The organism is Flavobacterium sp. C3NV (genome assembly GCF_046825355.2).
Classification (GTDB): Bacteria; Bacteroidota; Bacteroidia; order Flavobacteriales; family Flavobacteriaceae; genus Flavobacterium.
The window spans coordinates 324,583-348,359 of sequence record NZ_JBKQBJ020000002.1 but is presented as its reverse complement, the minus strand read 5'-3'; the positions used below and the strand labels follow the sequence as shown (position 1 = coordinate 348,359).

Below are 23,777 nucleotides of genomic sequence, written 5' to 3'. Positions count from 1 at the left end.
TGCGTTTCCGGACTATTGTTTTTGCTTTTTGTTTCCGTAGAAATACAATGAATGATTCGTAATTTCGATATCAAATATTTCTTCGATCGTTTTTTTGATGGTTTGAATTCTTGGATCGCAAAATTCGATTACCTCACCAGAATCAGTCATGATAATATGATCATGCTGTTTATCAAAATATGATTTTTCGTAGTAAGCCTGATTTTGCCCAAATTGATGTTTTCTAACCAATGCGCAGTCTAACAATAACTCGATCGTGTTGTATAATGTAGCTCTACTCACACGATAGTTCTTGTTTTTCATTTTGATATATAAGTTTTCTATGTCAAAATGCTCTTCGCTGTCGTAAATTTCCTGAAGTATAGCATAACGCTCAGGAGTTTTGCGATGCCCTTTTTGCTCAAGATACATTGTAAATACATTTTTTACAATTTCTTGATTCTTAGTGTTGTCAGTTGAAATGAGTGTCATATCCGGCAAAGATAAATTTTTATTTTTAATGAATAAAAGTTTCGGGTTTAAAGTTTAGTTATAAAACCCTTATAGATAGGTTAAAAAGTTTAGGTTCTGTATTCTCTGGTCACTTTATCAACCCCATCAATTTTTTTAATCGCATTAATCATTTTCTTCAAAATGGTATTGTTCTGAACAATTACAGCAATCTGACCATGAAAAATTCCCGCATCTGTACTTAACGAAATGCTCTGGATATTCACGCTCATATTGTTCGAAATTACCCTTGTTAACTGATTTGTAAGTCCTAAAACATCCATTCCGGTAATGTTGATAATAGCTTTGAATTCTTCTTGCGATGAATCAATCCATTTCGCACTCATAATTCTGTAAGCATAGTTTGACTGCATACCAATGGCGTTCGGACAGTCTTTTTTATGAACTTTTATACCTTCGTTTATCGTTACAAATCCAAAAACATCATCTCCCGGAATTGGGTTACAACATGGCGAAAGTTTATAATCGAGTTTATCATGCTCGGTTCCAAAAACCAGCATATCATAATTACTGCTGATGACTTGTTTATGAATATCATCGGCAGCGGTTGTATCTTTATTTCTTTTAATTTTATTTTTAAAGAAATTGATAAACGTATTGCTTTTTTGAGCGGCGTAATCTTTTAATTGCTGATTTTCTATTGCCCCAATTCCAACTCTGTAAAATAAATCTAAACTTGTTTTTAGTTTGAAAAAGTTGACTAATTCATTAATAACCTGTTCGTTGATCGTTATTTTTAAATGTCTTAGTTTTCGGGTAAGTAATTCTTTTCCTTCTTCAGCAATTTTTTTAGTGTTCTCGTTAAGAACGTTTTTTATTTTCGTTTTGGCTCTTGAAGTGGTTACATATTCTAACCAGTTTACCGTTGGTTTTTGGTTGGCAGAAGTAATCACTTCGACCTGATCGCCACTTTTTAGCTCGTGATTTAAGGGAACCAAACGTCCGTTTACACGCGTTCCTCTGGTTTTTATTCCAATTTCGGAGTGAATACTAAACGCAAAATCAAGCGAAGTAGCACCTTTTGGTAATGATTTGATTTCTCCTTTTGGCGTAAAGACAAAGATTTCTTTCGAATATAAATTCATTTTAAAATCTTCAACAAAATCAACCGCGTTCGTTTCCTGATTTTCCAGTGCTTCGCGAAGCAAATTCAGCCAAACATCCAGACCGCTTTCTTCCGTAGCGCCGTTTTTATATTTGTAATGCGCTGCATAACCTTTCTCAGCGATTTCATCCATACGCTCGCTTCGAACCTGCACTTCGACCCAACGGCCTTTTGGTCCCATTACGGTAATGTGCAAAGCTTCGTATCCGGTTGATTTAGGAGATGAAATCCAGTCACGTAAACGACTCGGACTTGGTCTGTAATGATCTGTTACAATCGAATAAATTTTCCAGGCCACGAATTTCTCATCGTGCTGATCTGATTTATAAACAATTCTAAGAGCAAATTTGTCATACACTTCATCAAAACTCACATTTTGAGCGCGCATTTTACGACGGATCGAATAAATAGATTTCGGACGTCCTTTTATGACATAATCGATGCCTTCATTGTCCAGAGATTTTTTCAGAACATCCGAAATATCTTTGATATAAGCATCCTGTTCTTCTTTTGTCTCTCTTATTTTGCTTACAATATCATTGTAAACAGCCGGTTCTGTATATTTTAAACCTAAATCTTCCAATTTAGTTTTTATGTTATAAAGTCCTAAACGATGGGCGAGAGGGGCATAAATATAAAGCGTTTCCGAAGCAATTTTAGTTTGCTTGTATTCTGCCATGGAATCCATGGTTTGCATATTATGTAAGCGATCGGCGAGTTTTATCAAAATTACACGAACGTCATCGTTCAGTGTAAGGATCATTTTTCTGAAATTTTCTGCCTGCATCGACGCATTCAGATCTTTTTGAACTAACGAAATTTTGGTTAAACCTTCAACAAGTTGCGCCACTTTTGGGTTAAATAAACGCTCAATATCCTCGACTGTCATAGGGGTATCTTCGACAACATCGTGCAATAAAGCCGCCGCAATAGAGGTCGCTCCTAAACCAATTTCAGAAGCCACAATTTTCGCAACTGCAATAGGATGAAAGATATACGCTTCGCCAGATTTACGTCTTTGTTCTTTATGTGCATCTACTGCGACATCAAATGCTTTTCGGATTAATTTTTTGTCGGTTGGACTTAAAGTCTGATAACTGATTCGAAGTAATTCTTTATACTCTTGGGCAATTGCTTTATTTTCTTTCTCAATATCTATTTCTATCATAACGGCATAGTTCAAGTACTAAAAATAAGAATAAGTTTGAATATACGCAAGGGAATGAAGGGTTGATTTTAGATTTTAGATTTCTGATTTTAGAGGGTAGATTTTGGCTTGTCAAATCGAGCAGAGTCGAGATTCTTTTGTAGTAAAAAGGACTTCGACTCCGCTCAGTCTGACATTAGCCAAAAACTTAAAAAATGAGATTTGTTAGAGATGGCTTGGTCAAAATTAGTGAGTGCATTTTTTGTTATCCCGAGGGTTAATTTTTTTCAAAAAAAGCAATATAAATGACGTCATTGTTAGCGAAGTCGAAGAAGATACAAGAAATTCTATAATCTTTGCCATTAAACGCAGATGACACGGATTTAAACGGATTTTATTTTAATTCCAAGAAACGTCATTGGTAGGAACGAGGGATCTCCACAAGAAACTAACACAAAGTATATTTAGATTGCGGAGCTACTAACGGAGATCCCTCGTTCGGGATTGACAAGATTGAGGTGATAACTGAGATTGAAAACTGCGACTGAAAACTGAAAACTAAAAACTACTCTTTCGAAAAATCCAAATCCTGAAAATCATAACTAAAATCAGTTAGTTCAGAGATTGGGAGCATTTTTAAGTTGATGACTTTTCCGGTTTCATCGTATTTGAAAAGCAAATGCGCATCGGCATGAAAAAAGGCGTTGTTCCATTTTACGACATAATTTCCATCTTTATAAAAGAAAACTTCACCAACAAGTTGTGGCGAACGTTTTGATGCAAAATAGGCCTTTCCTTTTTTCTCTGTTATGGTAACTTCTCCAAACCAATTGTCTTTGTAAGTTCCTGTAATTTTAGAGAAATCAATTTTTAGTTTGTCTTTTTTATTTTTTGCAACGGCTGCCCAAACTTCGTCAGTCACTTTATCTGCCGATGCTTCGCTGGCTTTCACACGGTTGCTGTAAGTGGTCACGTAATCTTCGGGTTTAATGCCCAGATAACTGTCTTTTATGGTGTTTGTTATGGCAGTAAATGCCGCTCCGGATTGTTGATTGGTCAGGACAATAATTCCTAAACCTATCTCCGGAATCAAAGTAGTTTGTGTCACATTTCCTTCTAATCCGCCGGTATGCGAAACTTGTTTGTATCCTTTTACATCACTCAAAAACCAACCTAAACCATATCCTGAAAAATGAGTATTGTAAGGTAGTTTTGTTTTTGCAGGAATAATGGTTTGCAATTGCCACATTTCGTCGTGTTCTTTCTCTGAAAATAATTGCTTATTGTCTCCGTATTTCCCGTTGTTGATTTGTAAAATCGCCCATTTGCTCAAATCATTTACGCTTGAATAAATTCCGGCAGCTCCATCAAAAAGCTGATTTTCATAACGTTTTATCGTTTTTAGTTTTCCGTCAACAGGAACATGCGGCGTAATAACGTTTGTAGTGTCTTTTAAACGTTTTACAGATGCTACACTATTGTTCATTTCCAGAGGTTTCATAATGCGTTCCTCAACAAAATCTGCCCAGGTTTTTCCGCTTACAACATGTACAATTTCTCCTGCGATAATGTACATCAAATTGTCGTAATCGTATTTGGTTCTAAAACTCGAAACTGGTTTTAAGTATCTTAAATTATGAACGATATCCTGTGCTTTAAAATCGCTTCCGTCAGGCCAGATCATCAAATCTCCTGCTCCAAGTCCGAGTCCGCTTCTATGCGTTAACAAATCACGAATTGTAAATTCGCGCGTTACAAAATCGTCGTACATTTTAAAATCCGGAAGATATTTCAGGACTTTATCATCCCATTTTATTTTGCCTTCATCAACCAACATGGCAAGTGCTGCGGTTGTAAATGCTTTACTGTTTGAGGCAATCCCAAAAAGGGTATTGGCATCTACTTTTTGTTGTGTAACGACCGATTTTACTCCATATCCTTTTGCCAAGACTACTTTTCCGTCTTTTACAATCGCAACCGCAATTCCGGGAACATCAAAAGCTTTTATAGTACGATTGACTAATTCATCTACTTCCTGATTCGTAATTTGAGCCGAAACTGAAAAAGAAAATAATAAGGCTAAAAGTGATAATTTATAACTCATAATTTTGAATATGTAATTAATTAAATCCTCTTTGGCGTTTGGCTTCAAAAATTAAAATAGCCGCCGCAACAGAGACATTCATGCTGTCGATTTCGCCCTGCATCGGAATAATAATATTCTGAGTTGCAGCATCACGCCAATCCTGCGTTAGTCCCGTGGCTTCTGTACCCACAACCAAAGCCGTTGGAGTAGTAAAATCCTGTGTATGATAAGAGGTTGAATTTTGTAGTGTAGCGCAGTAAAAATCGATCTTTTTTTCTTTCAAAAAAGCGATAATTTCAGCAGTGGTTCCTGTGGCAATCTGGTTGGTAAACAAACACCCAACGCTCGAGCGAACAATGTTTGGGTTGTACAAATCGCTTTTAGGATTGGCGATCAAAACCGCATCCAGATTTGCAGCATCGGCAGTACGTAAAAGTGCGCCAATATTTCCTGGTTTTTCTGGTGCTTCGGCAACAATTATCAACGGATTATCAGATAATTTTAAATCAGATAATGACATCGATTTGGTTTTGGCTATAGCCAAAATTCCTTCGGTGGTATCGCGATAGGCTAATTTCTGATAAACTTCTTTATTGATTTCGATTAATGAAACTGGCGTATTGACCAATTTATTAATCTGACTTTCAGTTACCAATTCCGGTAAAAACAAAACAGTTTCTATTTCGTAACCGCCTTTTATGGCAAGTGAAATTTCGCGTAATCCTTCAATCAAAAATGTTCCGGTTTGTTTTCGGGCTTTTGCCTTTTCTTGTAGTAAAACGAGCGATTTTATAAACGGATTTTGTATTGAAGTGATTTGTTTCATTTTTTTTAAAGGTACTTAGGTTCTGAGGCGCTAAGGTACTGAGATTTTTTTTAAAAGTTGCAAAGGTTGGGAGGTGCAAAGGTTCAGAGTTTTAAAGCGAAATAAAAAAAGTTAGCCACAGATTAAAGGATTAAAATGATTCCTATAGTTTTTTTAATCATTTTAATCCTTTAATCTGTGGCTAATAAATAGTGTTAATTCGTATAATTGCTTTGCCTGCTCGCTGTCGTTCAGGTCACGAATTTTTACCAATCTTTTTTTGCTTTGCGAAAAAATGGCATAAAAAAATAACCACAGATTAAAGGATTAAAATGATTCCTGTAGTTTTTTAAATCATTTTAATCCTTTAATCTGTGGCTAATAAATTAGTATAAATTCGTGAAATTCTTGGCAAAAAAATTATTCTTCTTTAGAATTGTTTTCTTCTAATAATGCAATTTCTTCTTCTTGTGGTTTTGATACCACCTGATCTTTTTTGCCAAAAAGAAATTTCTTAAGGCCTGCAAATGCTGCAATAATCCCGATCACGATGATTTTTCCAAATTTAGCCAAAATAGCAAAAAAGCCCACTTTTGCTAAAACTTTTCCGGCAACTAAACCACCAATTGTCCAGGCGGCAACGGTATCTGTGTCGGCATCAAAATCAAGATATTTATGTCCCTGATTAAATTCTACACTTTTTAAAATTCCCGGAATACTTGCTTTTACTTCGGCAAGTTCGTCCATTCCTGCAACGGCCGAAATATTGTACATTCCTTTTCTTCCTAAAACTCTTAAATCATAGTTTAAGGTATTGGCTTCATCTGTACCGAATTTTAATTCTTTGGCCCAATGCAATACTTTTAAATTATTGTCGTAATATGGTTTTGATGCCCATCCTACTAATTGCACTTCTGGATAACCGCCTTTTTTACGCTCTTCATTTTCTGCCTGAACATCTTCTTTCATGGTTTTCAGCAAATCGTCATAATCGATATCTCCGGCATCATCATCTTTTACAAAACCATCTCCCTGATAGCTAATTACGAACATCCAACTGTTGCTGTGTGTTACACCTTTGCCGTCAGGAACAAGCGATCCTAAAACACTTTTATCTTCAGGATTTCCCCATAAGTTGCTTAAAACATCCTGAGTTTGCGCTGCATTAAGAAACTTAAATCCTTTAGGGACATTAAGAGTTCCTTCTCCTGCTGATAAAGTGATTTTTCCAGATTCATATTTAAAAGATTTTTCGACCTTATCATAATACGCTGCAAGTGTATCGTTTGTTTGTGCTAATAATTTTGGACTGAATACAGTCATTAAAAAAAGAAATACTAAAGTTTTTTTCATTTTGGTCAATTGGTTTTGGTTGGTTGTTATATTTGGTTTAATTTATTATTCCTGAAATATTTCTTTAATTTCATCGGCCACAGGATGCGAAGTTGTAAAAGTGTATCCCATAACTTTGGCGATGGTTTGTGCGGTTTGTTTTTGATACAATTGCGATTGGGTTTTAACTTCGCCTTTTGGTGCAATTTCTGGTCCCATTGCAGCAAACCAAATTTCTGATGCTCCTGCAACGTCAGATCCGTGATCTGTCCATTCTTTCTTCTTTTTATCACCACGGCCATGATCGACAGTGATCAGTAAAGTAGTTTTGTTTTTGTACTGAGGATCATTTTGTACAAATTCCCAGATTTCCTTAATCCATTTATCTACCTGATTGGCAGCATCAAGATACGATCTGTATTGTCCTGAATGCGCCCACTCATCAGTTTCGCCATAAGCAATATAAAGTACTTTTGGTTTCTTTGTTTTAAGTTCGTCCATAGCCTGATAATGGGTAAAAACATCCAGACATTCATCTTCATGAAAAGGCTTATAAGAGTTATCACGCATGGCATTGAGCAGTTTCTGGGTTTCGGTTGGATTATTTCCTCCAATGCTGTCAAAGGCAGAAATTACAGGAAAGCCACTTCTTTTTTCGTTTAAGATTCGATCAAAGGCATTCCATGCACCAAAAGCTTTCACTTTACCGTTTAGATTAGGCTGTTGGTTTAAAAACTCCAGCACATTTACATTCGGATTGTCTTTATAATGATTAGAATTCACCGCATTGTCTGCGTTTCCGGTCATCATTTCGCTATATCCGGGATAGCTAATCCAGTATTTATTGGTAACATCTACTTTATTACCCAAATCACGATTGCCATAAATTTGCCCTTTCGAAGCAATTTCAGACCATAAAAAAGGCATTATTTTTTGGCGGGCTTCTGCAATATCAGCACTTCCGTATTTTTTGTAAATGTACTTTCTGTCTCCCTGATTGAATTTTTTATTGTCGGCAATTTCTTTGTCCATTCCCTTAAAAACTTCCTGCCATCTAAAACCATCTGTGGTTATGATGATGATGTTTTCTGTTTTTTGTGCGTAGGATAAAAGGCTTGTGAAAAATAATGTGAGTACAATTAATTTTTTCATTGTATGAGTTTCAAAGTTGAGACAAAAGGGTTTGAAATTTATTACTGAAATATTTTTTTATTCTATTTCATTAAACGAATTTACTTTGTAAAGTAATCGAAGTTTAATTGGGTCTTTTTTTGAATTTGGGTATTTCTCGCTGTTAACTCTTTGTTCAAAAATTTTCATTATATCTAAATCTAAATCATCTTTAACAGCGTAAATTATTTCGTTTTTTTTCTTTTTTAGTTCAAATTCGACCATTAGCTTACCTGATTTTAATGAGTTTTTAAATAATTCATTAAATATTTCATCTGTCTTTTTTATAAGTAATTCTATGTCTTCAAAAGAAATGTTTGCAGCTAATTCTTCGTCAGAATTTAAAAGCATAATCTTTTCTAGAGATGTTTCTTTTTTTCCTTTATATACAGAATCAATTTCTTTTCCGTTTTGATATTGTTTATAGGCAACTTGGCTTGTATTATTTTGATCAGGAGCTTTATCTAACCATAATAATTTTAAATCTTTTTTTAATAAATTTAAAATATAATTATTTCCCTTACTTTCTACAATCAACAATGGTTCTTCGATATCAAATGATATTACAGACCAGTAATATTTTAACTCGTTTTCGTTGGCTTTTCTAATAATATAATCCTGAGAAATTTCATTTCTAAATTCATCCCATATTATTTTAGATCCCGCAATATCCTGACTCATTTTGCCATCTAATATTGTATCATCTACATGAAATTGAATTGCTTTGCCTTCTACTTTTTGTATTTTCTGATTGTCTTTAAATTTTCTCCATAATTCAGGGCCAATTACTAGATTGTTCTGTAGTATTTTATAATCACTATTGGCAGATAAATTATTTTCTATTAGTTTTTTTGCTTTTTCAATTAATTTAGCGTCAGCGTATTTATATACTACACCTTTTGGAATAGTTATATTTTCTGTCTTTTGTGCATTAGATAAAAAACTATTAAAAATAAATAGTATTAGAATTAATTTTTTCATTTTTTTGAATTACAAAGGTTGAAAGAAACAAATATTTTTTGACTATTTTAAATTTATGGTAACAACTTGATGTTTTAATAATATTTATTAAAAGGACAATAACCAAGCAAATCTCAATTCTTTTTATTTCAAAAAAATAATTAAAAGTGCTTATTCTTTACATCTTCTCAAACTTCTACAAAATTCCTCTCGCTTTAATCTCTAAATATTTATTAATCGTATCCAAAGTCAGATTTTCAGGTTGTGTTAAAACCGAATGTATTCCGTATTTTTTCAGCTCGTTTGCGATTAATCGTTTTTCGAACATGAATTTTTCAGCAATTACTTTATCATAAACTTCCTGAATAGTGTCGGTTTTTTTATTGATGATCGAATTCAGTTCTGTATTGCTAAAAAAGACAACAACTAATAGATGACTTTTTGCAATTCCTTTTAAATAAGGTAACTGGCGATTTAAACCGTCCATGGTTTCAAAGTTCGTATACAAAATAATCAAACTTCTCTGATTGATGTTTTTCTTGATGTCGACATACAAACGGCTGTAATCACTTTCGAAAAAATCAGTTTTGATGTTGTATAAAGTTTCGAGGATTTTCTGCATTTGCGAAGCTCTTTTCTCAGCAAATACTCTGTTTTCTACTTTTTTAGAAAAGGCAAAAATTCCGGCTTTATCCTGTTTTTTTAGAATTACATTGGCTAAAACCAAAGTCGAATTAATAGCATAATCCAATAAACTCAATCCGTCAAAAGGCATTTGCATGACACGGCCTTTATCGATCGCCATATAAACCGATTGTGATTTTTCGTCCTGAAACTGGTTCACCATCAACGAATTTTTCTTTGCCGTGGCTTTCCAGTTTAGCGTTCTTAAATCGTCGCCCTGAACATATTCCTTGATTTGTTCAAATTCCATTGTATGACCAATTCGGCGTATTTTCTTGATTCCGTATTGATACAAATTATTCGAAAAAGCCAGTAAATCATATTTTCTTAACTGAATGTAAGAGGGATATGTAGGCACCATTTTATCTTTATCGAAAGAAAATCTTCTGGAAACCAATTGTAAAGGAGAAGAAACATAGATGTTTAAATATCCAAAGAAATATTCGCCGCGTTCTGTTGGACGCAGATCGTAACCAAATTCTTTTTGTTCCGAAGCTTTAATTGTTTTTACAATTTTGAAGTCACGCACCTGAAACTGAAACGGAATTTCGTCTATAATCTTAACGGAAATCTTAAAAGTATAACGGTTTTTGATACTGACAGTTACAGGATTTAAATCACCGTTCGAAAGTTTTTCAGGTGTTATTCTTTCTGCTTCGATTCCTGTTTTGGTGATGTATAAAATCAAAATATCAAGCCCTAAAAAAGTGACTAAAACCAAAACCACAAACCAAACAGCATTGTATAAGTTTGGAAAAATAAAAGCACAAACAAATAATCCAATAATGCCCAAAAGCATATAAAAGAAGAAGTTATTGAGGTAAAGGCTTTTTATGAATTTCAATTTTTATAAAATTAGGGTTAAAGATCTTTGTACTATATTTTAGTAAAGCTTTGATAATTAAAACCATCTAAAACGGCAATTTTCCAGATTCCATTTTCTTTTACAGCAGTTACTTTATATTTGGGAGTTTCTTTCCATTCTGTCCAGGTCCAGTAAAAAGTAGCTTTGTTATTCTGAATCTTTAAGTCGTTTATTTTTAATGTTTTCCAGTACGATTCAGGATAGTCTTGACACTCACACCACGGATTACTATCAGAGCCGTATGGAGGTAATTCTCCAACAAAATATTCGATCTTATTGGTTTTAAGATTCTCGCCAATTTTCAATGCAATTTTGTTATAATTGTCAATAAATTGTTGGGCAAAAAAATTAGAGTTTTTAAGTTCTGCCAATATTTTATTGTGTGTTTTTGTATTTAGTGCAACATATTTATCTCCTTTTTTATTTTCGACAACATCAAAATCAACTTTTGTTTTCTTGGTTTCGATCCATTCATAGGTTTTCCTGATCAATGTTTCGAGTTGCTGTTTATCAGTAGCAAAATAAATTGATGTATTTGTACGCTTCGCATGTTTCGTATCCATTGGTGTAAAACTCAACAACGAAATACAAATAAAAGACAGAAAAAATATTGTAGAAAATTTCATTAAAAAGGTTTATTATTAGCATAACGACTGAAAAACTGAAAACTGCCACTGCGACTGAAAACTATCTCGGAATTTCAACAGTTTCTATAATTTGCCTGATAATTTCAGAGCTTGTAATACCTTCCATTTCTCGTTCAGGCGCTACAATTACACGATGTTGTAAAACCGGAATTGTGGCTTCTTTAATATCCTCTGGAGTTACAAAATCGCGTCCGCGAATGGCGGCGAAACCTTTTGCAGCGTTTAAAATCGCGATCGAAGCACGAGGCGAAGCTCCCAGATATAAAAAGGCATTTTCACGGGTGTTTACTACAATTCTTGCAATATATTCCAGTAGGTTTTGTTCTACTCTTATTTGTTTTACTAAAGCCTGATATTCTTTTATTTCAGCAGCAGAAAGTATTGTTTTTATAGCTTCCAGTTTTCCGTGATCCTGCAATAAATGTTCTCTTTGGATAATTAGAATCTCTTCGTTTAATTTTGGGTAATCAATGGTAATTTTAAACAAGAAACGGTCTAATTGTGCTTCCGGCAAACGATAGGTTCCTTCCTGCTCAATTGGATTTTGAGTTGCAATAACCAAAAACGGCGTTTCAAGTTGGTAAGCAGATCCGTCAATGGTAATCTGGCGTTCTTCCATAACTTCAAAAAGTGCTGCTTGTGTTTTGGCAGGCGCACGGTTGATCTCATCAATTAAAATTAAATTAGAGAAAATAGGCCCTTTTTTAAACTCAAATTCAGAAGTTTTTAAATTGAAGATCGAAGTTCCTAAAATATCAGACGGCATTAAATCCGGCGTAAACTGAATTCGGCTAAAGCCAATATTCAACGTTTTCGATAATAATTTGGCTGTGATGGTTTTAGCAACTCCCGGAACACCTTCGAGTAAAACGTGACCGTTTGATAAAATTGCCACCAAAAGTTGATCGATCATTTTGTGCTGCCCTACAATTACGGTTTCCAGTTCTTTTTTGATACTGTTTACGTGATCTAAAAGCGGCGTTAGATTTATTCTGGTTTCAAAATTCACATTTTCGTTTGTGATTTCATTTTCTGTTGTATTGATATCGTCCATGTTGGTCTGTTTTCTGGTTGTTTTTTTTGCCACAGATTAAAGGATTAAAATGATTTTTATTAAAATTTATTAATTTTTTCTAATCTGTGTAATTCTTTAATCTGTGGTAAATATTTTTATTTAATTCTCTATTAATTATGTTTTTTTGCCACAGATTAGAATGATTCTCACAGATTTAAATATCATTTTAATCTTTTAATCTGTGGCAAATATTTTTTTTTATCTAATGTATAATCTTTTCTATTGCATTATTAATTCTAATTAAATCTTCTTCAAGACTTCCGTGATAACTATTTCGATGTTCGTTGATCAAAAATACAAGTTCCTGAATATCTGTTTCACTTTTTCCTGTTTTATGATGCAGTTTTTGAATAAAAGTATCGTCCAGTTTTGTGGTATCGATTAAATATTCGGTTCGCATTTTTTCTAAAAAGTATATAATCTTTTTATCAATGATATTGCGGTGATCGCCTTCCTGATAATATAAATTTCCTATGGTTTTGGTAAAATCAACAGTTGAATTGGCCAACGGTTTAAGGATAGGTACCACGCGTTGTTTGCGTTTAGCATTAAAAATAATAAAAATCAACATCCCGAATAAAAAGAAATACCAAGCCCATTTTAGTCCCGGCTGAGACATAATATAACGCAAGGGCGATTGAGAAATATTTTCATTATGCTGACCTTTAGTATACCAGAAAATATCGCCTTTTGGCAAATAAGACAAAACACTTTCGGCATATTGATAATGATCTGCTTTTAATAAATTAAAATTGGTAAAAGCAACGGGCTGGGTGTGCAAATAAAAGTACCCTTGTCTGTAAGGAACTTTTATATAATTGATATGTTTTTTTTGACTTGATTTGGTGCCATGGTATCCCAGAACAGTGGTGTTTAACGTGTCAATTTTAGAAAAATAATCTTGTATTTGATGGTCAAAAGTATATCTTTTAGTCTTTTTATTCGCCAGCCATAACTGAGTTTTATTGGCGTTCAAATAATCTGAATTGATTTCCAGTTTCAGCGTGTCTAATAAATATTTAGGAAAAGTCTTCATGCTTAAAAAAGCATTGTTTCCGTGCGAAACAAAATAAAAAATCTCCTTAATCGATTGTTCATCAATTGTATTCGATTCTGATATATTGATGAAAGTACCTTTTATTTTGTAGTTTTCTACCAGCGTATCTTCATCATATTTTGAATCTAAAAATTCATATGGCGTTACATTTGGGATTCTTTCTACTTTATGATTCTTAAAAAAGCCATTAATTTCCTTGTCCAAAACATATAATCCGTAAGGAATTTTGTCATTGACAGCATATGTTGGCCTCCAATCAATAGGTTTTGGCTGGTCACGATCTATTAGTAGAATCACGGCTAAAATAAAAACCAGAACAGCAATGTAAATTTTGATGCTTTTATCCATTACTAAAGGTTTTTATGGCGTTCTTAAATCGGTTTTCGGCTTTTATAAACGAGGTTTCATCAATAGTAAATTCGCCATACCAAATATAATTATACAAGTACGACAAATAGGTAAATTCTTCTTTATGTGCAGGTCGCTGCAGTTCGTATAAATAATCAGAATTGGTTTTTTCGATATCCCATTCGATATAATGATTTTGTGCCATTACTTTTAGCAGCCACAAATAATAATAACGAATCGCAATTCTTTTTTCTCCTGTCAAAAGACTTTCTTTTATTAATTTTTCGAAATCCAGAAGGTGAATATTCTTTTCGATATCAGAATAATAAACATTTCTTTTATTCGAGTTTTTACCAAAAATCCATTGACCTTCTTTATTGATTACTGCTTTTGCTATTAAGTAGATTACAAAAACAATAATTAAAACCGCTATTACCCTTAAAAAGATAGCGACAAAATCGAGAGAGGCTTTGGTATCTGACTCGCTAAAAATGCTACGGTAAATACGGGCAAGCCATTCAATAAAGCTTTGCCATAAACCTTTTTCAGGAGCTTTTTGTTCGTATACGAAATCAGAATCAGTATACTTTTTTTTGAAATTTTTAGAGAAGGTTTTGGCTTCTACAGTACTGGTATCAATTCGAATATCTTTCTCGGTATATTTTACGGTACTTATTTTTGGAGGTTCGGCTGTAGCCAAAGAATCCTGGGCATGCGAAATACCGGAAAAAAAGAGAAAAGATAAAAAGAGGAGAAGTTTATTCATTATTGCTTCCAATTGATTCAATTTCAGTTGCCGAAATTCTATCGTCTGCTCCCAAACTATAATAGATAATTCCCTGATTGATTACCAAAACGTTACTAAAAATATTACTCAATGCCATAATTAAAACAAATGCTACAGTAATCAGGATTAAAAAAACTGGCGAAGGTTCAAAAGGCATCTTCTCGAAATCAGGATTGGCAATTGCAAAGAAAAGAAACGCAAATATTCCGACAAAATAAAAAAACATAGTGATGGATGCCTGTATCATCTGAACCATAATCATGACGATAAGACTGGCTCCTATTGCAGACCAGAAATCTTCTTTTAGCAAAAGATGTGCATGATTTAATGATTCAAAAAAGCTTTTATCCTCTGTTAAATAGGTATAAAAACTCAAATTTACCCAGGTAAATAAAGTAGGTATCGCCACTATTAATAATGGTATGCCTACTAAGACAAAGCAGAGAAAAAATAAAGCGATTATAACGATAAATAAAACAGGAAATATAATGAATACAACGCCCAGGCCGAACTTAATTATTTTCCAAAGGCTTTTTCTAAAGGCGGCTAATATATCCTGTGTGGTAAAATCGTTAGTGTTTTTTTCGGCTATTAATTTTAAATATAAAATTGGATAGGAGGAATTAAAAAGGGATAAAAATATAACTATAACTACAAAAAGTATCGCAAATCCTGCAAGAAGGGGATAGCTTTCAAAGTAATTGAAGAGGTCATCCGGAGTAGTTTTTTCTAAAGTATTACCGGCCAGAGACTTAAAATTAGTTTCTAAAAATAAATACATTAATGCACCCATAATGAGCAGCATACCAACATTTATGGCGAAAAAAATCTTAAAAAAGTGTTTTCCGAAATTTTTGAAAAAGGTAAACGAATCTACGATATAGTCGCCGAGTTGTCGTTTTTTGTAAAGTTCAAACATTATAATGAAGTTATTTTTTTGTGAACAATGAAAGGATAAACCAAATAATAAAATGAGATGATCCCTAATGTAAGTAAGATGATAAAACTACTGAGCCAGTTGGGCATATCGATAGAATACCGCGTTATAAAACCTTCGAGAAATCCTGCACTTATGGTAAAAGGAAAGGTACTCAGGAATATTTTGAAACTGTTTTTGAAACCTATTTTAAGCGAATTTAATCGCGAAAAAGTTTTAGGAAAAAGGATCGAAGCTCCCAGAATAAATCCGGCTGCACTTTCGATTACAATGGCAAAAATCTCCATAGAACCATGAATCCAGATACCGCGAACACTTTTCCAGAAAACGCCCTGATCGTAGAAAAAGTACTGAAATGACCCTAACATCAATGAATTTTGAAGAAAAATATAAAAAGTTCCCAAGCCGCCAAATATGCCGTAAATGTAACATCTCGCGCCTACATAAAGGTTGTTCAGGGTAATACCAATAAAACTTCCCCAGTTGCTTCCGGAGCCGTAAACGGCCATTGGATTTCCTTTTTTGATGTTGTCCAGCGTCATGTTGACATAATTATCGCCCAAAATTAAGCGAACAAAATTTTGATCGTATCTTGCCGAAACGACGCCCATTGCCACCGTAACAAAGAACAAAATAAAAGCATAGAGTAAATACCTCCTGTATTCGTAAAGCAGTAAAGGAACCTCGGTTTTAAAAAATTCAAGGAATCTGTTTTTTTCGGTTCTTTTAGTTTTGTAAATCTTTTGATAAATCTGCGAAGCGAGGTGATTGAGATATACAACTGTCTTACTTTTTGGGTAATACGTTTGCGCATACGACAAATCATTCATCATTTGAATGTACAAATTAGCTAACTCATCAGGATTTTTTTTAGCTTTACCAAAAATAGCGAGCTCAAACTCCAGCCATTTTTCTTTATTTTGTTTTATGAAGGCAACTTCTCTCATTGTAGGCTAAAATATAAAATATGTCAGAATTATCTATTAATACAACCCAAAATGTTAAAATAAATTTTATTGCCGCTTCACCAGGCGAGCGAATAGGCTCTTATTTCATCGATCTCGCTATTAAAGTGGCTTATATAAGCGTGGTTTCACTTGTGTTTTTTTATTGGTTAAATCTCGGTAAATTATTCGACAGATTAGACAATTGGTCCAAAATTTCGATCGTTTTAATACTTTATTTTCCGTTTTTTATTTATTCGCTAACTTTAGAAAGCATTTTTGAAGGCCAAACCATCGGGAAAAAATTAGTAAAAATAAAAGTGGTTAAAATAGATGGTTATCAGGCGGGATTTGGAGATTACTTAATGCGCTGGTTTTTTAGACTGGTAGATATTACCCTATTGTACGGAATTGTCGCAATTGTAAGCGTGGTTTCGAGTAAAAAAGCACAACGATTGGGTGATATGGTAGCGGGAACTGCGGTAATTACCTTAAAAAATAAGATCGATATCAGCCATACCATTCTTGAGGAAATAGGAGAGGCTTATGTTCCTACTTATCCGTTGGTCATTAAATTGTCTGATAATGATATGCGTATTATTAAAGAAACTTTTAAGAATGCCGAAGCCAGAAATGATCATGAAGTCATTTATAAATTGGTCGCTAAGATCGAAAATGTAACAGGAATTAAAAACCAATCCGGTAACGAAAACGATTTTTTACGCGTTATTTTAAAAGATTACAATTTTTATACGCAGAATATGTAATTAATTTGTTTATGTGAGATGTTTTGTTAGGAATTTCGTAAATTTGTATATGCTTTTTATTGTACAAATTAGCGAGCATTTTTTTAAAGGCGAATCCGAAAAGCCCAAGAGTAGGAAAATTTAATCTTAAATACCATGAACTCTAAAAAAGTTATTACCGCAATATTATTGTTGTTTGTCTCTGTTTTATCTTTCGCTCAGGGCGGAAAAAAATTAGATAAAATTATCAAAAGAGATTATCAGATTATCGAATGTACAATTGCCAAAATATCCGATAAAACGGTTGATTATTCCTTACCAGGAGAAACATTGCAAATAGAATTGGAAGTATCCCAAATTGCCAGAATTGATTTTGCCAGTGGACGTTCTCAAACTTTTGCTGTAACTGCAACTACTCCCACTAATAATGACTCAGCGGCTCAGGTTGTTGTTTCTGCCGAAATGAAGCCTAACACAATTGCCGTTTTGCCAATCCCATATGTAAATTCAGGAACCTTAGAAACTTCTGAAGAAATGGCGAAATTTGCTCAAAACGACCTTTATAATAAACTGTTGGACAAATCTGCCAATCTTTTTCCGTTAACGGTTCAGGATTTAAGAGTTACAAATAGTTTGCTGCATAAAGCCGGAATCGATTATAAAAACATAGATGAAACTCCTATAGAAGATCTTCAAAAAATTCTGGGAGTCGACAATATTCTTGCCGCAAAAGTTTCGTATACTATTACCGAAGGCTCAACTGCTTCTACTTATAACAGTGGAAGTGCAAAAGTGAGTGACAATAATAAAAAGGTAAAAACAAGTGATATATCGACTACAAATTCCAGTAATCTAACGTATTACAATTACATGGTTTATTTTGATATGTATAAAAACGGGACAAAAATTTACTCACAAACCCGTAAACCATTCCTAAATATAAAAGACAGCTGGATGGACTCTATTACGTATTTATTGAAAAGAAGTCCAATTTATGTGAAAAAATAAGAAGTAAATGGAAAAATTTGAATCTAAAATTGACCTGTGGTTTATACTATTTTTGGCTTTGATTTTTGGAGGAATCCTTGTAAGATCAGCCTATGATCAAAATTGGATTGGTTTTTCTATTATACTTTTGGTGGTGATTTTTATTGCCTATATGTTTTCGACCACTTTTTATATAATCGAGAACAAAAAACTACGGATAAAATGTGGGATTTTTTTTAATCTTTCGATTGAAATTAAAGGTATTAAGAAAGTTTCTGAAAGTTACAATATCATAAGTTCTCCGGCGCTTTCTTTTGACAGGCTGGAGATCTTATACAATAAATTTGATACCGTTTTGATTTCTCCAAAGGATAAAATAAGATTTATTGAAGCAATCAAAAAAAATAATCCTGAGGTCGAAATAAAAATTAAGGAAAAAATTTACAAATGAGTTAAAATAATTTAATCTTTTGTGTCTTTGTACCTCTTGACCTTTGTACCTTTGCACCTAAAAAAAGTAAAATGTTTCATTTATTAGACATTATTGGTACAATGGCTTTTGCAATGTCCGGCGCACTAACGGCAATGCACAAAAAACTAGATCCGTTTGGTGTTTTTATCATTGCTTTTGTAACGGCAGTAGGAGGCGGAACCCTTCGTGATGTTTTAATAGGCAGAACTCCGGTGGGCTGGATGCAGGATTTAAAATATGTTTATGTCATTATTTTAGGTTTTGGATTGGCAATTCTCTTCAGAAAAAAGTTTGACAAATTAAGAACTTCCCTATTTTTGTTTGATACAATTGGGTTAGGTGTTTTTACTTTAATAGGCCTTGAAAGAGGTATCATGACGGGTTTACATCCTGTAATATGTATTGCTTTGGGCACCATGACGGCTTGTTTTGGCGGGGTAACCCGTGATATTTTGTGTACTGAAATCCCAACGATCTTTAGAAGGGAAATTTATGCGACCATTTGTATTTTTGGCGGAATTGTATTTTTTGCGCTAAAAAAACTGAATCTTGAAGACGATGTTTTGTACTTAGTAACTTCTCTTGTCATTATTACTGCTCGATTATTGGCCGTGAAATTCAAATGGTATTTGCCGGCATTTGACCACAAATAAGATTTTTTTGCTACCAATTTCACTAATTTTTACGAATCATTTTGACTGCAAAAAATGTGCGCATATTTGTTTTGTATTTTATGCAGAGAAAAATTAGTGTAAATTCGTGCGATTTCCAGCAAAAGAAGCAACAACAATAAATGACAAAATACACTGTAAAAAAATACGATCAGAACGATTATAAAATCTGGAATGACTTTATAGCTCAGGCTAAAAATGCTACATTTTTATTTCATCGTGATTTTATGGAATATCATAAAGATCGTTTTGAAGATTTTTCGCTTTTGGTTTACCAGGATGAAAAGCTAATAAGTATTTTGCCTGCCAATAAAGTTGGAAATTCTCTTTATTCACATCAGGGACTTACCTACGGCGGATTGGTGTATGCCAGTAAATTAAAAGCTGAGAAAGTAGAAGTCGTTTTAGATGCCGTTTTACTTTTTTTGAAAGAGAATTTATTTGAGACCTTTTATTACAAACCAATCCCAAACTTTTATTTTCCTGAAGGCAATAACGAAGTTGATTTTTTCTTGTTTAAAAGAGGAGCAGTTATAGAACGAAAAGAAATGAATCTGGCCGTTAATCTCGAATTGCCTTTACAAATCTCTAAAAGTAAGCTAAAACACTTTAGAAGAATAGAAGATCTCGATTTGGATATAATGGAAGAAGATGATTTTAATCCTTTTTGGGAGAAAATTTTGGAACCACGATTATTAGAGAAATTCAATGTAAAACCTGTTCATACCAAAGAAGAAATTTTACTTTTAAAACAGAATTTCCCTGAAAATATCAGGCAATATTCGGTTTATCAAAACGACGAAATTATTGCCGGAATTACCATTTTTGAAACCGAAAATGTGGTAAAATCGCAATATGGAGCCACTTCAAAAAAAGGTGAGGAATTTAGGGCGCTTGATTTTTTATTCATTAATTTGATCGAAAAGTACAAGCGAAAAGGAAAACGCTTTTTTGATATGGGAATTGTAAATGAAGAAAACGAAAGCGGCTATCATTCCGGACTTTTAAAACAAAAAGAAGAATTAGGATGTACGGTTTACAATCAGGATTTTTATAAAATTGAGATAAAATGATACCATTTCTGGACCTAAAAAAAATAAACAAACCTTATGAAACTGCTTTTCAGGACAAACTGAAATTGGTTTTAGATAATGGCTGGTATATTTTAGGGAAAGAAGTAGAAACATTCGAAAAGGCTTTCGCCGAATATTGCCAAACTCAATATTGTATAGGAGTAGGGAATGGTTTTGATGCTTTGGTCCTAATTTTTAAAGGCTACATTCAGCTGGGGAAATTGCAAAAAGGTGATGAAGTTATCGTTCCTGCCAATACTTATATTGCTAGTATTCTGGCCATTTTGCAAGCAGATTTAATTCCGGTTTTGGTTGAACCAAAGTTGGAAACGTATAATGTAGATCCTGATTTAATTCAACAGCAAATCACCTCAAAAACGAAAGCGATTTTAGCAGTTCATTTATACGGTCAATTGGCCGAAATGGATAAAATTAATCAATTAGCGATTGAAAATGATTTAATCATTGTTGAAGATGCAGCGCAATCGCATGGAGCTTTTAAATCCCAAATTCCAAATACCGATGTCCAGGAAAATAATCTAAAATCTAAAATCAACAATCTAAAATCAGCAACCGCTTATAGCTTTTATCCGGGTAAAAATTTAGGATGTTTGGGCGATGGCGGAGCAATAACGACAAACGATTCTGAATTAGCAAAAGTGCTTTTTTCGCTTCGTAATTATGGCTCTGAACAAAAGTATTATAACGAATATATTGGCGTAAATTCAAGATTAGATGAACTTCAGGCATCGTTTCTAAATGTAAAGTTGCCTAATTTAGATTCCGATAATGATAAACGTCGCGCGATTGCGAAACGCTATTTATCAGAAATTAAAAACGATAAAATAATGCTGCCGTTTTGGGATTTATCAGGTAATCATGTTTTTCATTTGTTCGTGATCCGGACTTCAAACAGAGAAGATTTACAAGCCTATTTGACTCAAAATAATATTCAGACCGTTATTCATTATCCGGTTCCTCCGCATCAGCAAAAAGCGCTTAAAGATTGGGATAATTTGTCTTTTCCGATAACAGAAAAGATTCATAACGAAGTTTTGAGTTTACCAATAAGTCCTGTTTTAACAGATGAAGAAGTTAGTTTTATTGTTGCTGTTTTAAATCGATATTAGATTGTGTCAGATAGTAAAAATTCATATCAACAGATTCTAAAAACAACTTCTATTTTTGGAGGGGTTCAATTTTTTACGATTTTAATTTCGGTAATACGAACGAAATTAATTGCAGTTTTCATAGGTCCCAGCGGAATGGGAATTATTGCTTTATTAAATTCAACTTTGGGTGTTATTAGCGGTATATCTGGTTTAGGAATAGAGACAAGTGCAGTAAAGAATATATCTGAAAAGTATAAAAATGAAGATTTAGACACAGTTTCAGGAATCATATCGATTGTTAGAAAAATTGTTTTTTTTACAGGTATTTTAGGAATGTTACTTGTTATCGTTTTTTCAAAGACGTTGAGTATTATTACTTTTGGAGACTCAACTCAGATTTATTCCTTTACGTTATTATCAATTACCTTATTATTTAAACAATTTTCTACAGGGCAATTAGTTGTTTTGCAAGGATTACGAAATATGCGTTTTTTAGCAAAAGCTAATTTATATGGTAATTTATTTGGCTTACTTTTTTCTGTTCCGTTGTACTATTTTTTAAGAATTGATGCTATAGTTCCAAGTATTATAATTACATCTTTATCTGCATTATTGTTTTCGTATTACTATTCCGGTAAAATTAAAATTAAATACGAAAAAGTCTCACGAAAAGTACTTTTAAAAGAAAGTAAAACAATTGTAAATTTAGGAATAATGCTTACAATCAGTGGCTTTTTTGCACTTGTAACAACATATTTAATTCAGATTTATATTGAAAAAAATGGTGGTTTAGAACAAGTCGGGTTTTATAATGCAGGTTTTACATTGCTTAATTCGTATGTAGGAATTATTTTCACGGCTATGAGCACGGATTATTTCCCAAAGCTTGCTTCGATTAATTCTGATAATGAAAAAATCAGGTCAAGTGTAATACAACAAGCATTTATTTCAATCATAATTATAACGCCAATAATTGTATTATTTTTAACTCTTATTCCAATACTGGTAAAAGTCATTTATACGGCTAAATTTGATCAAATCATTCCAATGGTTTGTATTGGCATTTTAGGAATGTTGTTTAGGGCTGTTTCATGGTCTATGGGTTATATTTTAATTGCAAAAGGAGATTCTAAGATTTTTATCAGAACCGCTTTAGGATTTAATCTTTTATCATTAGGCATGAATTTTTTAGGATACTATTTTTATGGTTTAGAAGGATTAGGAATTAGTTTCTGCTTGTATTTTTTAATTCATTTTACAGGTTTAAAAATAATTACTAAAAACAGATACGATTTCTACTTTGATAAAGATTTTTATAAAATTTATTTTATTTGTTTTTTAATATGTATCGTTACTTTTTTATTTCGTTATATTGAAATTCCAATTTTAAAATATAGTTTAATGACTATGATGATTATAATTTCTTTGATTTTTGGTTTGTATCAGATGAATAATAAGATGAATTTAAAAGAAATGCTTGCATCAGGAAAAGCAGAAAAAAAGAATCAGAATGATTAAGAGTGTTTATAGAAAATGTCGGTCTTTTTATCATAAGTTAAAGTTTTACTTTACTGTAAACTGGACAAAAACGCTTTATTTTAATTTTAAGAAATTTCCATTTCAAACTGCAAAAAAGCTTCCGGTTTTCTTTTATGGAAAAGTAAAATTTACTTCTATTACAGGTACGATAGCAATTGAAGCCCCAATTCGCAAAGGAATGATTGGTTTTGGTCAGCCTTATGAAATGAATACAGTTCATAGAGGAACAGCTGAGATTAATATAAAAGGGACTTTAATTTTTAAAGGACATGTACAGTTAGGGAAAGATTACTTTGTTTTTATAAAAAACAATGCATATTGTGAATTAGGGCATATGTCTTCTTTAGGATCAAATGGGAAATTAATTTGTACCGAAAAAATCACTTTAGGTAATTATGCAAGATTAGGATCAGAGTGCCAGCTAATAGATACCAATTTTCATGATATGATTGATACAAAAAGCCGTAATTTATTGAAGCTGACTTCACCCATACAAATTGGGAATTACAATTTTATCAGCAATAGAGTTTCAATTATGAAAGGAACAAAAACTCCCGATTATTGTACTATTGGCTCTAATAGTTTATGCAATAAGGATTATTCTTATTTGGGTGAAAATATTCTAATTGGTGGTATTCCTGTAAAATTGCTTAAAAACGATATTTCAAGAGATTGGGAAGGTGAAAATGAAAGTTTAAATGTTTTTTTGACAATTTGA

At 33.0% G+C, this 23,777-nt stretch carries 22 protein-coding genes; 8 read left to right on the top strand and 14 right to left on the bottom strand.

Annotated elements, in window-relative coordinates:
- Positions 1–12: 12 nt before the first annotated feature.
- The 14 genes from ACIDC4_RS04355 to ACIDC4_RS04290 form a co-directional block, all read right to left on the bottom strand.
- Positions 13–471, bottom strand: coding sequence for a Fur family transcriptional regulator (locus ACIDC4_RS04355; RefSeq protein WP_026981862.1), 459 nt, complete (start codon positions 469–471; stop codon positions 13–15).
- Positions 472–560: 89 nt separating this feature from the next.
- Entirely contained in the window at positions 561–2,783 is a 2,223-nt protein-coding gene (locus ACIDC4_RS04350) for a RelA/SpoT family protein (RefSeq protein WP_412041902.1), read from the bottom strand.
- Positions 2,784–3,327: 544 nt separating this feature from the next.
- A complete protein-coding gene (locus tag ACIDC4_RS04345; RefSeq protein ID WP_412041901.1) occupies positions 3,328–4,866 on the bottom strand; it encodes a serine hydrolase in 1,539 nt (512 codons plus the stop codon).
- 16 nt (positions 4,867–4,882) lie between these two features.
- Complete coding sequence (locus ACIDC4_RS04340; protein WP_078008343.1) at positions 4,883–5,674, bottom strand: TrmH family RNA methyltransferase; 792 nt, start codon at positions 5,672–5,674, stop codon at positions 4,883–4,885.
- A gap of 399 nt (positions 5,675–6,073) precedes the next feature.
- Positions 6,074–7,006, bottom strand: coding sequence for a DUF2167 domain-containing protein (locus tag ACIDC4_RS04335; RefSeq protein ID WP_412041900.1), 933 nt, complete (start codon positions 7,004–7,006; stop codon positions 6,074–6,076).
- A 45-nt stretch (positions 7,007–7,051) separates the two neighbouring features.
- The gene (locus tag ACIDC4_RS04330) at positions 7,052–8,137 is read right to left on the bottom strand and encodes a phosphoglyceromutase (RefSeq protein ID WP_412041899.1); all 1,086 of its coding nucleotides are present in this window, start codon (positions 8,135–8,137) and stop codon (positions 7,052–7,054) included.
- Between the two features lie 57 nt (positions 8,138–8,194).
- A complete protein-coding gene (locus tag ACIDC4_RS04325; protein ID WP_412041898.1) occupies positions 8,195–9,136 on the bottom strand; it encodes a hypothetical protein in 942 nt (313 codons plus the stop codon).
- 175 nt (positions 9,137–9,311) lie between these two features.
- A complete protein-coding gene (locus tag ACIDC4_RS04320; RefSeq protein ID WP_412042020.1) occupies positions 9,312–10,598 on the bottom strand; it encodes a DUF58 domain-containing protein in 1,287 nt (428 codons plus the stop codon).
- Between the two features lie 77 nt (positions 10,599–10,675).
- On the bottom strand, positions 10,676–11,290 hold the full coding sequence (locus ACIDC4_RS04315; protein WP_412041897.1) for a hypothetical protein: 615 nt from the start codon (positions 11,288–11,290) through the stop codon (positions 10,676–10,678).
- Between the two features lie 61 nt (positions 11,291–11,351).
- Positions 11,352–12,365: an AAA family ATPase gene (locus tag ACIDC4_RS04310; RefSeq protein ID WP_412042019.1), complete on the bottom strand. Its 1,014-nt coding sequence runs from the start codon at positions 12,363–12,365 to the stop codon at positions 11,352–11,354.
- Positions 12,366–12,588: 223 nt separating this feature from the next.
- A complete protein-coding gene (locus tag ACIDC4_RS04305; protein WP_412041896.1) occupies positions 12,589–13,791 on the bottom strand; it encodes a DUF4350 domain-containing protein in 1,203 nt (400 codons plus the stop codon).
- Entirely contained in the window at positions 13,784–14,557 is a 774-nt protein-coding gene (locus ACIDC4_RS04300; RefSeq protein WP_412041895.1) for a DUF4129 domain-containing protein, read from the bottom strand. Before ACIDC4_RS04300 ends, ACIDC4_RS04305 begins: the two co-directional genes overlap by 8 nt.
- Positions 14,550–15,359 (bottom strand): hypothetical protein, encoded by an 810-nt coding sequence (locus tag ACIDC4_RS04295; protein ID WP_488381128.1) that lies wholly within the window; start codon positions 15,357–15,359, stop codon positions 14,550–14,552. Before ACIDC4_RS04295 ends, ACIDC4_RS04300 begins: the two co-directional genes overlap by 8 nt.
- A 137-nt stretch (positions 15,360–15,496) precedes the next feature.
- Positions 15,497–16,462: a stage II sporulation protein M gene (locus ACIDC4_RS04290; RefSeq protein WP_412041893.1), complete on the bottom strand. Its 966-nt coding sequence runs from the start codon at positions 16,460–16,462 to the stop codon at positions 15,497–15,499.
- Positions 16,463–16,482: 20 nt separating this feature from the next.
- Between ACIDC4_RS04290 and ACIDC4_RS04285 the strand changes: the two genes are divergently transcribed.
- The 8 genes from ACIDC4_RS04285 (at position 16,483) to ACIDC4_RS04250 (ending at position 23,777) form a co-directional block, all read left to right on the top strand.
- Positions 16,483–17,226: an RDD family protein gene (locus ACIDC4_RS04285; RefSeq protein WP_412041892.1), complete on the top strand. Its 744-nt coding sequence runs from the start codon at positions 16,483–16,485 to the stop codon at positions 17,224–17,226.
- A 135-nt stretch (positions 17,227–17,361) separates the two neighbouring features.
- Entirely contained in the window at positions 17,362–18,213 is an 852-nt protein-coding gene (locus ACIDC4_RS04280) for a hypothetical protein (protein ID WP_412041891.1), read from the top strand.
- A gap of 7 nt (positions 18,214–18,220) precedes the next feature.
- Positions 18,221–18,643 (top strand): PH domain-containing protein, encoded by a 423-nt coding sequence (locus ACIDC4_RS04275; RefSeq protein WP_412041890.1) that lies wholly within the window; start codon positions 18,221–18,223, stop codon positions 18,641–18,643.
- 71 nt (positions 18,644–18,714) lie between these two features.
- Entirely contained in the window at positions 18,715–19,317 is a 603-nt protein-coding gene (locus tag ACIDC4_RS04270; protein WP_065448238.1) for a trimeric intracellular cation channel family protein, read from the top strand.
- 140 nt (positions 19,318–19,457) lie between these two features.
- Positions 19,458–20,408 (top strand): FemAB family protein, encoded by a 951-nt coding sequence (locus ACIDC4_RS04265; protein ID WP_412041889.1) that lies wholly within the window; start codon positions 19,458–19,460, stop codon positions 20,406–20,408.
- Complete coding sequence (locus tag ACIDC4_RS04260) at positions 20,405–21,538, top strand: DegT/DnrJ/EryC1/StrS family aminotransferase (RefSeq protein ID WP_412041888.1); 1,134 nt, start codon at positions 20,405–20,407, stop codon at positions 21,536–21,538. The genes ACIDC4_RS04265 and ACIDC4_RS04260 overlap by 4 nt, the downstream gene beginning before the upstream one ends.
- A 3-nt stretch (positions 21,539–21,541) precedes the next feature.
- A complete protein-coding gene (locus tag ACIDC4_RS04255) occupies positions 21,542–23,038 on the top strand; it encodes an oligosaccharide flippase family protein (protein ID WP_412041887.1) in 1,497 nt (498 codons plus the stop codon).
- Positions 23,031–23,777, top strand: coding sequence for an acyltransferase (locus ACIDC4_RS04250; RefSeq protein ID WP_412041886.1), 747 nt, complete (start codon positions 23,031–23,033; stop codon positions 23,775–23,777). The genes ACIDC4_RS04255 and ACIDC4_RS04250 overlap by 8 nt, the downstream gene beginning before the upstream one ends.